This window comes from Corynebacterium sp. KPL1818, from assembly GCF_000478135.1.
Classification (GTDB): Bacteria; Actinomycetota; Actinomycetes; order Mycobacteriales; family Mycobacteriaceae; genus Corynebacterium; species Corynebacterium accolens.
In genome coordinates this window covers 421,401-433,713 of the sequence record NZ_KI515758.1, presented here as the reverse complement: position 1 = coordinate 433,713, position 12,313 = coordinate 421,401, and the positions used below count along the sequence as shown (strand labels likewise).

The window sequence follows — 12,313 nt, the reverse complement described above, 5'->3', positions numbered from 1 at the left end:
GTGATCGGTTACACTGACCCGTATGCGCGAGGAAATCCACAAGGGCATTAAGGACACGTGGGCGGCGGCGCTCGGGTTAATTCCATTGGGCTTGGCTTTTGGCCTCCTGATGGTGCAATCCGGTTTTAGCTGGTGGTGGACGCCCATATTTTCCATCATTATCTACGCCGGCTCTATGGAGTTTCTCGCCATTTCCATGGTTACCGGCGGTGTCTCCGCGCTGTCCTCGCTCCTTACCGGGTTTATGGTGAATTTCCGCCATATCTTCTATGGGCTAACATTCCCCCGTAAACGGATTAATTCCCCCGTGGGCAAGGCGTATTCCACCTATGCCCTCACGGATGAAACGTATGCCATCGTCTCGGCGCTCCCGCGCGAGGAGCGGCTTACCGGCACCCGCATTTTGAGCATACAAACCTTTTGCCAAATTCTGTGGGTAGGCGGCGGCATCGTTGGCGCGCTCGCCGGCCAGGTAATCCCCTCTTCCGTTGAGGGAATGGAATTCGCCCTCGTCGCCCTATTCGTTGTCTTGGCGATGGACTCCTTCCGCAATAATCAGGATCTTTCCCTGCCGCTATCCGCCGCGGCCTTGGGCATCCTCGCCGCATTCATTACCCCGGGGCAGCTGTTGATGGTCTCTCTGAGCGCCTATTTCTTGTTGCTCATCATTCGCTACCTATCGCCACGAGCGGATAACGCGCTTACCTGGCGGCTGCAGCCCCTTCCCTCCATGACCGTGAAGGAGGATAACTAAATGCCGGACGGAGTCAGTTTAGGCGCGATTGCTGCAGTGCTCATCCCTGTAGGCATCGTGACCGTCTTATTGCGGGAGCTTCCCTTCTCCGCAAAGAAGTGGATGAAGGATAGCGAGTTCTTTTCGCTGCTGGGCTTGATGATGCCCGTAGGCGTCATGACCATCTTGGTGGTCTATGCCGTTGCCGGACAGGCGGATGGCACCGGCGGCCTGTGGCCGGTGCTCCTGGGCGTATTGGTTACCGCCGGGCTGCACAAGTGGAAGCGGGATTCCGGATTATCCATCTTCGGTGGTACCGCGTTCTACATGATCCTGGTGAACCTGGTGCTGTAGGCCGCGGCTAGCTAAGCCCAAACTTGGTGGTGGCTTCCGTCCACAGCGCTTCAAATTGTTCTTGGTCCATGTACTGGGCGCTAATATCCGGGAACTCATCGTAAGTATCGGGGTGCGGAACCACTTCTTGCGGCGTGTCCACGTTTCCCGTGGAACTATTCGGGGTCGCTACCCCGACCACGGAATCCGCGGGATCCAAAGCGATCATGCGGTGCATGCGGCAGCGTTGGGCGTCGTGTTCTTCTAATTCTGCGAGGTGGACCGCTGAACCCACTCCTGGGACGGAAAGCTCGGTGCGCACATAAAGGTAATTAGCCATGGGCACCTAGTGTAGTTGTTCCTCGTCCTCCTGCGCGTACCGGGAGGCCAACACAGAACAGATCATCAGCTGCACCTGGTGGTAAATCATGAGCGGGAGGATCAATAGCCCAAGCGATGTCGACCCTGAGGCAAAGATAACCGAGGCCATGGGAAGGCCAGTGGCCAAGGACTTCTTGGATCCGCAGAATTGTATAGCGATGATATCGGCGCGTGAGAATCCTAGTTTTCCAGAGATAAACCGCGTCAGCCACAACATGAAGATGACGAAGGCTGCGGCGAAAACCACGAGGAACACGATCTCCCAGACAGAGATGGAGGACCAAATTCCATCGACCACGCCCTTAGAAAAGGCCGAATAGACCACCATGGCAATGGAGCCGCGGTCCACCACCTTTGTAGCCTTGCTCTGAGCGAAGTCCGCAATCCAGCGCCGGGTTAATTGGCCCAATATGAATGGAGCGAGAAGCAAGAGGGAGATTTCCCCAAAGACCGAGGTATCGATATGAAGGCCGGAACCAGTACCCATGAGCAACATGACCAGGACGGGCGTGATGAAGACGCCGGCCAAGTTGGAGGTTGAGGCGGAGACGATTGCTCCGGATACGCTTCCCTTTGCAATGGAGGTGAACGCCACCGAGGACTGCACGGTAGACGGGACTAGCGTGAGGAATAGGATCCCCATGTACATATCGTCCGTAATGAATCCGGTCAGGGGCCGCAGGGCCAGGCCTATGAGGGGATAAATCACGAAGGTGAACGCGAGAATGGTGAGGTGGAGCCGCCAGTGCTTAAGGCCATTCAAGGCCTCTTGGGTGGATAAACGCGCGCCGTAGAGGAAGAACAAGAGCGCGATGGCCACATTCGTCAGGTTTCCAAAGACGTCAGCGAAGGTGCCGCGGGCCGGTGCAATGATCGCGATTGCTACGGCAATAAGGATGAGGACGATGAGCGGATCCGGCTTTTTGAGTCTGTGCAGCATGACCCAAAGTGTAAACCGTCGTGCGTGGTTCCACGAAAGGTAGTGGGGATATTTTTCGCCCCCGTGCTCTTCTTAAGCCGCATGGTTTCACGTGAAACCATGGGTATAGAGAGTGACGTGCCGGCGTGTATCTATGCGGTGGAGACCTTTGAGCCTTCTTGGCTTACTTCGTACTCTTTGAGCGGGTCTCGGCCTGGGCCTTCGATGACTGAGCCATCCTGCAGGTTGTAGGACGTATGATGCGCTGGGCAGGTGGCAGTCATGCCGTCGATCTCCGTGATGGGATTTTGTTGGTGCGGGCAGGTTTGGGAGTAGGCCTTAAACTCCCCTTCTTTCGGCTGTGTGAAGATAACTCCGTCAACGATGATTCCGGAGCCTACTGGAATGTCCGTTGCCGCGATTTCCGCGGACGGTTCTGAGCCACAGGCCGCGAGGTATGCACCTGCGAAAGTCGTAGCGGATCCGAGCAAGAACATGCGACGCGAACAGATAGTCATAGCCTCTACTCTATCCTGAATGGTTCACGGCCGGAACATGATTTTGGCAACGGTTAGCCACGTGTGTTCGAGTATCTAAAGCGACATGGCTCGGTGAAGGTTTCACGTGAAACATACAATTAGGCAAGGTTGCCGTTCCAGGTGGCGACGGAACCAGACTCGGTGGGCGTGAGTTCATAAGTGCCGGAATCTAAACCTAATTCATTAACGATGGGGTGTGGCCCCTCCCCTCCTGTGGCTTGTGACTCGGGATCGAGCCGGTGGGAATCGGCGACATAAGAACCGATGCTAAAAGTGGAAACGGCGATTGCGGCGAGGGCTGTGGTTTTCTTCATACCTCCCATTGTCTACCCTTCCCCGCTCTAGGTGTAGTGGCGGAGCCGAGCTCTGCGGAACCTCTATGCGAGTTCTAGGATTTCCCACAGGAATCCCCGTAGGTTGTGGTACGCAACTATAGATGGAGTCCAACATAGGTAGGTTTCGTTAAATACCCCCTACTTAATTTAGCTGTGACGAAAAGTGTGCGACACCGTGGTTGGAGTAATAACGTCACAGTGTCATAAAAATCTCCCTGCTCCGTACCTGTGTGACGCGATTGCCGGACAGGAATGGGAGGGAGAAAGAAACTCGAAAACTAGTTATTTAATTATCAGAGTGGCGGGCGGCTTGGCGGAGGGCACCCAGATCAACCTCGGGTTGAGCGGCGGAGTCTGTGGCCGCCTCTTCCCCACCGCAGCCGCCGGAGCCACAGTTGCAGCTATCGCCACAACCGTCCTCATCGGCATGCGCTTGCTCATAAAGAAATGCCGCGCGGGAGCCAAGGTTTGAGCCGACGGAAAGCGCGAGGATGGCGATTACGAAAGTCGTGACCGGAATAAGCCACATCCAACCTTCGGCACGAAAAGCTACGACGCCGCCGAAAAGCAGCGAAACTCCGCCAAGGGCCCAGAAGGGCCCCGCAACGGCGTGAGCATTATCCCACGCTTCACGTGACTTTCGGATCTCTTGTAAGCGCAAGCCGATGTATTTATTGCCGGGCAACCGCTTGGTGGCGGCGAGTGCGCCCACCGCGATAAGGAATACGGCAAGGATTAAAAATATGATTCCCACTGCGACCATATCCACAGTCTAATCCTGCAGGGCGAGATTGGAAATTAAGCTACGGGGTTGGTGTCTTAAATATAAGGTGCCTCGGGTAATATTCATTTTGGATCGACCGATAGATATTCGTTCGATTTTGCACCCGCACCACGCTGTCTCTCCTTCCGTTGGACCGCACCCAAGTGAGTCCCCGGACTGGGAACACCTAACCTGATTGTGATTGCATGAACCTCAAGAAAAAAGCGGACTCTCTCCTTTTCCGCATCGTTCTCGCCATCGTGCTTGGCATTGTCTTTAGCCTCTTTGCCCCGGAGTGGTTTGGTCGAGCATTTGCGACCTTCAACGGGCTCTTTGGAAACTTCCTCAACTTCTTCATTCCTGTGCTGATTTTCGCCCTTGTCGCCCCGGCGATCGCCGGTCTCGGCAAGGGCGCAGGAAAATGGTTGGGGGTTACGGCGGGCATTGCCTACGGTTCCACCATTCTCTCGGGCTTGATTGCCTATGGCCTGGCAAAGTGGCTTTACCCCTCGATGTTGGCGGGCCAGACCCTAGTGACTAACGTGTCGGACGTGGATGAGGGCTCGCTATCCCCTTATTTCGAGGTGGAGATGGCACCACCGTTTGAAGTGATGACGGCGCTCCTGCTTTCTTTCTGCATTGGCGTCGCCATGACGACGGTCAAGTCCGATACGCTCTATACCGTCACCAAGGAACTGGAAAATGTGGTGGTTAAGGTCATTTGGGGATTCGTTATTCCCATCTTGCCGTTCTACATCTTCGGCATGTTCCTTGGCCTGGGTATGAAGGGCAATATTGGCGATGTCCTTTCTGCCTTCGCGAAGGTCCTGATCCTGGCCGTGGTCATGACGCTGGTGTACCTCGTACTCCAGTATGTGGTCGCCGGGGCCATTGCAGGTAAGAATCCGTTTAAGGCGCTGCGGAATATGCTGCCGGCATACTTCACTGCATTGGGTACGTCTTCTTCTGCTGCGACCATCCCGGTGTCCTTGGAATCCAGCTTGCGAAACGGCATCTCGAAGCCGGTCGCGAGCTTTGTGATCCCGCTGTGCGCGACGATTCACCTGTCCGGGTCCATGATGAAGCTGACGCTCTATGCCTTCGCCATCGTCTTCATGGCGAATATGGATATCAGCACTGGCACCGGTCTTGGCTTTATCTTCTTGCTGGGAATCATGATGATCGCCGCTCCAGGTGTCCCGGGTGGTGCCGTTATGGTGGCCGTTGGCCTCTTGGCGGACATGATGGGCTTCGATGACGGAATGGTCGCGCTGATGATCGCCGCTTATATTGCGATTGACTCCGTCGGCACCGCAGCGAACGTGACCGGCGATGGTGCCATTGCGATGGTCGTCGATAAATTCGCCCGCGACAAGGTCGATACCCTGAACGACGAAGAGGCGGAGACCGTAGCCTAGTTTCCCGTGAAGCATTTGCGCCCCCTGGCTTCCCCACCCAACAAGTATGGGAGGAAGCCAGGGGGCTTTTTGGCGCTACCGTCCGGTAGGCTCTATCCCTTGGTCGCTTCCTTCATCGCCGAGATGAAATCGGTCAGCTCTGCGTGCAACGCATCCGCGTCATCGATCGTCCCGACGGCACCGGTTTCACGTGAAACATGGCGGTCGATGATCTTGGTGATCGCGGATCCAGTAATGGCGCCCGCGGCATTTGCGGCGATGGCATCGGCAACGTGCTGCGGTGAGGAGATACCGAAACCGAGTAAGACCGGAGGTCCATCGAAGCGCTGAATGCTGGCGACCACCTCGTCCAGGCCGGTGGTCTCGGATTCCTTTTCGGTTCCTGTCACACCATCGCGGGAAATGGCGTAAATGTATCCCTGTGAGTGCTCGGCAACGCCGGCGAGCGTGCGTTCCGCGGCGCGCGCAGGGGCGATGAAGATGGGGTCGATCCTGGCTTCTTTTGCCGCGGCGATGAATGGGGCGCCTTCGCGCACGGGGACATCGGGAAGCAAAATGCTATCGGCACCCGCTTCCGCGAACTCCGCATAAAACCGCTCCACCCCGCGGGCGAAGGCAACGTTGCCGTAGATCAACATGCCGATGGGCAAATCGGGGAACTCGGAACGAATCGTCCGGACCTGATCCAAAGCGCTATCCAGGCTCGCTCCCCCATCGAGGGCGCGGATGTGCGAGGCTTGGATGGTAGGACCATCCGCCACCGGGTCCGAGAAGGGGACGCCGAGCTCGAGGGCGTCCGCCCCGGCGGCGACTGCGGTCTGGATGATCTCCAGGCTGGCCTCAGGGGTCGGATCGCCCAGCATGATGAAGGGGACAAACGCGCCCTCATTCTTCTCACGCAACGCGGCAAAAAGTTTATCGTAACGGCTGCCCATGATTAGTTCTCCTTGAGTTGCAGTTCGGGGTGGGATTCCAGGGTGTGGCGGACATGGTCGATGTCCTTATCGCCGCGGCCGGAAAGTGAGACGAGGATGGTGATGTCCTCGTCCTTGCGCTTGAGGGCATACGCCAGCGCGTGGGAGGACTCGAGGGCGGGAATGATGCCCTCCTTCTTGGACAAGAGCTGGAATGCCTCTAGGGCCTCGGCGTCCGTGATTCCTACGTATTTCGCTCGGCCGGTTGCGTGAAGGTGCGCGTGCTGCGGCCCCACGCCGGGGTAGTCCAAGCCGGCGGAGATGGAATAGGATTCTTCCACCTGGCCATCAGAATTGCGCATGAGGTAACTGCGTGCGCCGTGGAGGATGCCCACCGTGCCATTGTTAATGGTGGCCCCGTGCTCCCCGGAATCCAGGCCAGCACCGCCTGGCTCGGCACCTACCAATTCCACTCCTTCTTCATCGATGAAGTCCGCGAACATGCCAATGGCGTTGGAGCCGCCGCCCACGCAGGCGACGACGAGATCGGGCAGGCCGCCCGTCTTCTCGACCAGCTGCGCCTTGGCTTCGGTAGAGATGACGCGGTGGAATTCGCGCACGATGGTGGGAAATGGGTGCGGGCCCGCCGCGGTGCCGAGCAGGTAATGCGATTCATGGAAGGTAGCGGTCCAATCGCGCAGGGCCTCGTTGACGGCATCCTTCAGGGTTCCGGATCCGGTATCAACGGGAATGACCTTCGCGCCCATGAGTTCCATGCGGAAGACGTTGGGTTGCTGGCGCTGGACATCCTTGGCGCCCATGTAGACCACACACTCGAGATCGAGCAGTGCACACGCTAATGCCGTTGCCGTGCCGTGCTGGCCCGCGCCGGTCTCGGCGATGATTCGCTTCTTGCCCATGCGCTTAGCCAGGAGGGCCTGGCCGAGCACCTGGTTCGTCTTATGGGCCCCGCCGTGGACGAGGTCCTCGCGCTTCAAAAAGATCCGTGCCTTCCCGCCGAGTTTCTTTACCTCGGTAACGGGGGTCGGGCGGCCCAAGTAATCGCGCAGCAATCCGGCGAGTTCTTCGCGGAAGTTGGGATCATTCTGGGCATCGACAAACGCCTGCTCCAATTGATCCAATGCGGGGATGAGGGATTCCGGCACGTATTGGCCGCCGAATTCCCCGAAGTATGCGGGAAGGAGTGTTTCACGTGAAACGGGCATGGTTAATCTTTCTTTTCTGGTTGGTTGAGTAATCGGATGGTGCGGAAGTATTGCGAAATCAGGGCGGCGTCTTTGCGCCCAGGGCGCGTTTCTAATCCTGAATTGAGATCGAGCCCAGCGGTACCCACGCGGAGCGCGCCTTCCAGGTTATCTAGATTGAGACCCCCGGCCAGGAGGCTGTGGGCTTTGATGTCTTCCGGGATCGCCGCCCAATCAAAGCTTTGGCCGGTGCCTCCCCTACCCGAGTCGAGCACGAGGCGGTCCACGCTCGCGGCGAGTTCCGGCGCCATCTCTACCCACTGGGGGTTGGTCATGTCGATGGCCCGCCAGACAAACTCCGCGTCGGTGTCCGCGAGGAGCGCGCGGGCGCGCTCGATCAGCGCGAGCTCTCCGTCTAAGTTGCCCTGGAACGGGGCATGCAACTGGATTCCGGATAGACCACGGGTTGCCGCTATCTCCCGCAACTCGGCGGGGTCGTCGCTCCGGGTCACGGCTACGTAGTCCAAGCCGTGCTCGGCGGCGATGATTTTCTCGGCGGTTTCACGTGAAACATTGCGCGGGGAATCCGGAGCGAAGATGAGCCCTCCGTAGCGGGCACCGGCGGCTCGGGCGGCTTGGGCCGTGGAGGAGGCGGTGAGCCCGCACACCTTATTCGCGCCGAAGAGCAGATCCCGGGCGGCGCGGTCGATGTCCTCGTGGGAGGTCAGCTGGGAGCCGACGAGGAAGGCATTGGCGTGGGCGCCCAAGCGCCGGATGGTGTGGTTATCGCGGATACCGGATTCGGAGACGACGACCTTATCGTCAGGCACGTACCCGGCGAGTTGCTCGGTGCGGGAGAGGTCGATGCTCAAGTCATGGAGGTTGCGGTTATTAATGCCGATGATCTCCACCCCGAATGACAGCGCGCGGTCCACCTCCTCCTTGGTGATGGCTTCAGTGAGGACGTCGAGGCCTAACTTGTCAGCCAAAGCCTTCAGCTGTGCAAAGGTCTCATCATCCACGATGGACATCATGAGCAAAATTGCATCCGCGCCGTAATAGCGCGCGGCATAGACCTGAATGGGATCGACGATGAAGTCCTTGCACAAGACCGGCAGGTGCGTGGACTGCGCCACGGTCTGGAGGTGATCGTAATCCCCGCCGAACCGCTCTGGCTCGCACAGCACGGAAATGGCATCCGCGTAGCGGGAATAGACGCACGCAATATCGCCGGGGCGGTAATCCTCGCGAATCATTCCGAGGGACGGCGACGCGGATTTGCACTCCATGATGAAACGATTGGTGCCATTGAGCGCGGTAAAAAGCGAACGGCGGGATGGCTCAAGCTTGTCCACATCTACGTGGGCGATGCGCTCGCGAATGCCGGCAAGGTGGGTGCGGCGCTTCGCCACAATGCCCTCGAGCACCGTCGGCAGTTTCTGTTCTGTCATTTCTTTTCCCTCGTGTGGCCTTCTTAGTATTCCGCTTGCTCGTGGGTGCGCAGCCAGCGGTCCACTTCCCCGCTATCGATGAGCTTCTTGGCGTGGGCGACGCCCTCTGCAATCGAGGCCGTGGTGCCATCCAGATAAAACATCGCTCCAGCCGATGCCGCGACCGCATCATAGTGCGCCGGCTTGCCCGAACCATTGAAGATGGCGCGCACGTGCTCGGCATTATCCTGCCCGTCCCCACCGGCGAGCTCACTGAGCTCATGCTTGGCGATGCCCAACTCCTCTGGCGTCAGCTCATAGTGCGAAATCTCGCCATCTTTCACCTCCCAAACCTGCGTGGTGCCGTGGGTAGCGATCTCATCGGTACCGGCGCCGTGGACGACGAGCGCCCGCCCGCGCCCCAGCTCCCGGAAGACCTCCGCGATCATGGGGCCCTGGGAGGGATTGGCGATGCCCATGATCTGTAGCTCGGGGCGGCCTGGGGAGAGCAAGGGGCCCAAGGTATTGAAGATGGTGGAGACCCCGAGCGCCTTGCGCACCGGTTGCACGTGGGCCACCGCTGGGTTGTAGGCCGGAGCGAAGAGGAAGGTGAAATTGGAGGCCTCGAATTGGCGGACGGCGCGGTCCACGTCGAGGTCCAGCGGAATATTTAGTGCTTCGAGCACATCGGCGGAACCGGACTTGGAGGAAACGGACCGGTTGCCGTGCTTAACCATCCTTACTCCCCCAGCGGCGGCAACCAAGGAGGCGGCGGTCGTGATATTGATGGTATTCGCGCCATCGCCACCGGTTCCTGCGGAGTCCATGAGGCCCTCACCAGTAATGGGAAAGGGGTGGCCAACTTTCAAGAACGCCTTGGCGGCCCCTGTGATATCCGCGAGGGTTTCACCGCGGGTGCGGATATGGGTCAGCAGCGCGGAGATCTGAATATCGTCATAATCGCCCACGGCGACCGGGGTAAAGACCTCGGTGGCCTCCTCCACGGTGGGCGCGGGATTATCCAAGAAGGCTTGCAGTGTTTTCAGCGGGTTTTGGTTCGTCATTAGTGTTTTAGCTCCATAGTGGGATGAGTGGATAGTCGGTGGATGCAGCGGTCCAGCATGTCTGGGCCGCGAGGCGAGAGAATCGACTCCGGGTGAAATTGCATCCCCAGCGCCATGCCATCGTTTGTTTCGGCCGCCATCGCGATGGTGCCGATATCCGCTTCCGTCTCCGCGAGTACCCGCATGCCGGCTGGCACGTGGGTGCACCCCAAGGAGTGGTACCGGGCCACCGGGACCTGGGTGCCGGGGACGCCGGGTTGGGCGGGATCGGCATCGGTGGCTAGGCCGGCGAAGACTGGGTGGGCGGTGCCGGCATCGGTAAGCGTCATGGGCATGGACTTGCCGTGCACCGGACCGCACGGCCCTACCTCGCCACCGTGGTATTCCAGTAGCGCCTGGAAGCCCAAGCAGACGCCGAGGATGGGAATGGTGCCTAAGGTGGCATCGATAAGCTCCATCATGCAGCCAGCATCGCGCGGGTGGCCGGGGCCCGGGGAAAGGACAATAATATCGGGCTCGGCCGCCAGCACCTCCGCGACGGAGACGCTGTTGCGGTAGACGGTGGTGCGATAACCGGCGAGGGCATCGACGAGGTTATAGACAAAGGAATCGTGGTTATCGAGCAAGACCACGTGCGGTGAATTCATCGCTGTACCTCCAGGGTGGCGTTGTGCGCGAGGGCAATGGCGTGGAGAACGGCATAGGCCTTGTGCAGGGTTTCATCGGCTTCGGATTGGGGGACGGAATCGTGCACCACCCCGGCACCGGCTTGGACGGCGGCCGTACCGCGGTGCACGAAGGCGGAGCGAATGACAATGCAGGTATCCATGGCGCCGTCGCCGCGCAGGTACCCCACCGCGCCGCCGTAGGAGCCACGGCGTTTGTGTTCAGCCTGGCGGATGAGCTCGCTGGCGCGCAGCTTGGGCGCGCCGGTCAACGTTCCCATGTTCATGCAGGCGCGGTAGGCATCGAGGGCATCGAAGTCCACGTGCAACGTGGCGGTCACCCGGGAGACCAGGTGCATGACTCGGGAATAGCGATCCACTTGCAGCAGGTCCGCCACCCGCCGGGTGCCGGGCTCTGCCACGCGGGCGAGATCATTGCGCGCAAGATCCACCAGCATGGTGTGCTCGGCTAGCTCCTTGGTATCCGTGCGCATTTCTAGCTCGTTGCGGATATCCAACTCATCGTTAATGGTGCCGTCCGGGTTGAGCCCGCGGGGCCTAGTTCCGGCAATGGGATAGAGCTCAACCTGCCGAGTCGCGGGGTCAAATTTCAAATTGGACTCCGGTGATGCGCCGAAAAGCTCATAATCTTCTCCCCGGAGATAGAACATATACGGCGAAGGATTGGTCTCTCGGAGCTGGCGGTAGGCCGCGAATGCATCGGGGCAGTCCACCGTGAAGGTGCGGGCGGGGACGACCTGGTAAATATCGCCAGAGTCAATATTTCCCTTGAGCCGCGTTACCTGCTCACAAAAAGCGGCATCGTCAATATCCGCGGTCGCCGCCAGGGTCCCTGCGGTTTGGCCTGGCGCCGGATCCTCTATGGCGGTGATGGGCGTGGCGGCAAGCGCATCGAGCCTGTCTTCCAAGCGGGTTTGGTCGATATCCCAGCCCTCTACGTGCGCCGTGTGCGTTAGGTGATCCACCGCGAGGACGGTCTGGGCGACGAGAAATTCATAATCGGGAAATGTATTAGGCCCCTCGCCTACCTCGGGCAGGTTTTCAAAGGTGGCCAAATAGTCATAGGCAAAGCCCCCCGCGACGAACGGCAACAAGGGCGAGGAATAAGAATCATCGCGCTGCAGCGCGCGGAGGATATCGGCCGTCGATTCATCCAGGAGCCGTTGCCGTTCATCGGACTCGTTGGAGGGCGAGAACTCAAAAACAATTTCCGTGGTTTCACGTGAAACAATCCGATCGGCGAAGCGCGATTGCAGCATGGTGATAAGCCGCTCCCCCGCCGGGCTGAGTGCGAGCACGCGAACCCACTGGCCGGTGCACGTCACCTTCGCTGCGGCATTAAGCACGGCGAGGCACGTGAGGTTCTTCTTGGTTTCAATATCCGCGCTTTCCAATAATAAGGAATCGCTCGGTCGTGCCAAGCTATGAAATAGCGCTGAGGCATCCCGGCAATAGGCAATATCGCGGGTGGCGGTGTATGTCATTGCAGTGCCCTTTCGGGAGTAACTGAGGAACAGAGTGCGAGGGACCCGGAGTATCCGCGAGCAAAGGCACTGAAAACGCCGAAAGGCCCGCAGAATGCGAGCCTAAAAA

14 protein-coding genes are annotated in these 12,313 nt (G+C 59.0%); 3 read left to right on the top strand and 11 right to left on the bottom strand.

What is annotated here, in order from left to right; genetic code table 11:
- Window positions 1–22 precede the first annotated feature (22 nt).
- Together HMPREF1261_RS01870 and HMPREF1261_RS01865 are read left to right on the top strand one after the other, a co-directional pair.
- On the top strand, window positions 23–754 hold the full coding sequence (locus HMPREF1261_RS01870) for an AzlC family ABC transporter permease (protein ID WP_023029758.1): 732 nt from the start codon (window positions 23–25) through the stop codon (window positions 752–754).
- Window positions 755–1,087: a branched-chain amino acid transporter permease gene (locus tag HMPREF1261_RS01865; protein WP_023028019.1), complete on the top strand. Its 333-nt coding sequence runs from the start codon at window positions 755–757 to the stop codon at window positions 1,085–1,087. It begins immediately after the preceding gene.
- 7 nt (window positions 1,088–1,094) lie between these two features.
- On the opposite strand, the gene HMPREF1261_RS01860 is transcribed toward HMPREF1261_RS01865, so the two are convergent.
- The 5 genes from HMPREF1261_RS01860 to HMPREF1261_RS01840 all read right to left on the bottom strand — a co-directional run bounded on the left by HMPREF1261_RS01860 (window position 1,095) and on the right by HMPREF1261_RS01840 (window position 4,003).
- Window positions 1,095–1,406, bottom strand: coding sequence for a hypothetical protein (locus HMPREF1261_RS01860; protein WP_023029757.1), 312 nt, complete (start codon window positions 1,404–1,406; stop codon window positions 1,095–1,097).
- A gap of 6 nt (window positions 1,407–1,412) precedes the next feature.
- Complete coding sequence (locus tag HMPREF1261_RS01855) at window positions 1,413–2,387, bottom strand: bile acid:sodium symporter family protein (protein ID WP_023029756.1); 975 nt, start codon at window positions 2,385–2,387, stop codon at window positions 1,413–1,415.
- Between the two features lie 131 nt (window positions 2,388–2,518).
- Window positions 2,519–2,884, bottom strand: coding sequence for a Rieske 2Fe-2S domain-containing protein (locus HMPREF1261_RS01850; protein WP_023028016.1), 366 nt, complete (start codon window positions 2,882–2,884; stop codon window positions 2,519–2,521).
- Window positions 2,885–3,003: 119 nt separating this feature from the next.
- Complete coding sequence (locus tag HMPREF1261_RS01845; RefSeq protein WP_232207966.1) at window positions 3,004–3,219, bottom strand: catechol 1,2-dioxygenase; 216 nt, start codon at window positions 3,217–3,219, stop codon at window positions 3,004–3,006.
- 307 nt (window positions 3,220–3,526) lie between these two features.
- Window positions 3,527–4,003 (bottom strand): SdpI family protein, encoded by a 477-nt coding sequence (locus HMPREF1261_RS01840; protein WP_034657984.1) that lies wholly within the window; start codon window positions 4,001–4,003, stop codon window positions 3,527–3,529.
- Window positions 4,004–4,209: 206 nt separating this feature from the next.
- Here HMPREF1261_RS01840 and HMPREF1261_RS01835 point away from each other — a divergent pair, with 206 nt between their 5' ends.
- Window positions 4,210–5,421 (top strand): dicarboxylate/amino acid:cation symporter, encoded by a 1,212-nt coding sequence (locus HMPREF1261_RS01835; protein WP_023029753.1) that lies wholly within the window; start codon window positions 4,210–4,212, stop codon window positions 5,419–5,421.
- A gap of 92 nt (window positions 5,422–5,513) precedes the next feature.
- Here HMPREF1261_RS01835 and trpA read toward each other — a convergent pair whose 3' ends face one another.
- The 6 genes from trpA to HMPREF1261_RS01805 are packed head-to-tail and all read right to left on the bottom strand — an operon-like array spanning window position 5,514 to window position 12,204.
- Window positions 5,514–6,356 carry a tryptophan synthase subunit alpha gene (gene trpA, locus HMPREF1261_RS01830; RefSeq protein WP_023029752.1) on the bottom strand — a complete coding sequence of 281 codons (843 nt, stop codon included), beginning with the start codon at window positions 6,354–6,356 and terminating at the stop codon, window positions 5,514–5,516.
- Between the two features lie 2 nt (window positions 6,357–6,358).
- Window positions 6,359–7,561, bottom strand: a complete 1,203-nt coding sequence (trpB, locus tag HMPREF1261_RS01825; protein ID WP_023029751.1) for a tryptophan synthase subunit beta — start codon at window positions 7,559–7,561, stop codon at window positions 6,359–6,361.
- Between the two features lie 2 nt (window positions 7,562–7,563).
- Complete coding sequence (gene trpCF / locus HMPREF1261_RS01820; protein WP_023029750.1) at window positions 7,564–8,991, bottom strand: bifunctional indole-3-glycerol-phosphate synthase TrpC/phosphoribosylanthranilate isomerase TrpF; 1,428 nt, start codon at window positions 8,989–8,991, stop codon at window positions 7,564–7,566.
- Window positions 8,992–9,014: 23 nt separating this feature from the next.
- Window positions 9,015–10,034, bottom strand: coding sequence for an anthranilate phosphoribosyltransferase (gene trpD, locus HMPREF1261_RS01815; protein WP_023029749.1), 1,020 nt, complete (start codon window positions 10,032–10,034; stop codon window positions 9,015–9,017).
- Window positions 10,034–10,681 carry an anthranilate synthase component II gene (locus HMPREF1261_RS01810; protein ID WP_023029748.1) on the bottom strand — a complete coding sequence of 216 codons (648 nt, stop codon included), beginning with the start codon at window positions 10,679–10,681 and terminating at the stop codon, window positions 10,034–10,036. The genes trpD and HMPREF1261_RS01810 overlap by 1 nt, the downstream gene beginning before the upstream one ends.
- Complete coding sequence (locus tag HMPREF1261_RS01805) at window positions 10,678–12,204, bottom strand: anthranilate synthase component 1 (RefSeq protein ID WP_023029747.1); 1,527 nt, start codon at window positions 12,202–12,204, stop codon at window positions 10,678–10,680. Before HMPREF1261_RS01805 ends, HMPREF1261_RS01810 begins: the two co-directional genes overlap by 4 nt.
- Between the last annotated feature and the right edge of the window lie 109 nt (window positions 12,205–12,313).

Excerpts from the sequence above, each read along its gene's own strand:
- HMPREF1261_RS01870 (WP_023029758.1), top strand. The coding sequence starts at position 23 with ATGCGCGAGGAAATCCACAAGGGCATTAAGGACACGTGGGCGGCGGCG.
- HMPREF1261_RS01865 (WP_023028019.1), top strand. The coding sequence starts at position 755 with ATGCCGGACGGAGTCAGTTTAGGCGCGATTGCTGCAGTGCTCATCCCT.
- HMPREF1261_RS01860 (WP_023029757.1), bottom strand. The coding sequence starts at position 1,406 with ATGGCTAATTACCTTTATGTGCGCACCGAGCTTTCCGTCCCAGGAGTG.
- HMPREF1261_RS01855 (WP_023029756.1), bottom strand. The coding sequence starts at position 2,387 with ATGCTGCACAGACTCAAAAAGCCGGATCCGCTCATCGTCCTCATCCTT.
- HMPREF1261_RS01850 (WP_023028016.1), bottom strand. The coding sequence starts at position 2,884 with ATGACTATCTGTTCGCGTCGCATGTTCTTGCTCGGATCCGCTACGACT.
- HMPREF1261_RS01845 (WP_232207966.1), bottom strand. The coding sequence starts at position 3,219 with ATGAAGAAAACCACAGCCCTCGCCGCAATCGCCGTTTCCACTTTTAGC.
- HMPREF1261_RS01840 (WP_034657984.1), bottom strand. The coding sequence starts at position 4,003 with ATGGTCGCAGTGGGAATCATATTTTTAATCCTTGCCGTATTCCTTATC.
- HMPREF1261_RS01835 (WP_023029753.1), top strand. The coding sequence starts at position 4,210 with ATGAACCTCAAGAAAAAAGCGGACTCTCTCCTTTTCCGCATCGTTCTC.
- trpA (WP_023029752.1), bottom strand. The coding sequence starts at position 6,356 with ATGGGCAGCCGTTACGATAAACTTTTTGCCGCGTTGCGTGAGAAGAAT.
- trpB (WP_023029751.1), bottom strand. The coding sequence starts at position 7,561 with ATGCCCGTTTCACGTGAAACACTCCTTCCCGCATACTTCGGGGAATTC.
- trpCF (WP_023029750.1), bottom strand. The coding sequence starts at position 8,991 with ATGACAGAACAGAAACTGCCGACGGTGCTCGAGGGCATTGTGGCGAAG.
- trpD (WP_023029749.1), bottom strand. The coding sequence starts at position 10,034 with ATGACGAACCAAAACCCGCTGAAAACACTGCAAGCCTTCTTGGATAAT.
- HMPREF1261_RS01810 (WP_023029748.1), bottom strand. The coding sequence starts at position 10,681 with ATGAATTCACCGCACGTGGTCTTGCTCGATAACCACGATTCCTTTGTC.
- HMPREF1261_RS01805 (WP_023029747.1), bottom strand. The coding sequence starts at position 12,204 with ATGACATACACCGCCACCCGCGATATTGCCTATTGCCGGGATGCCTCA.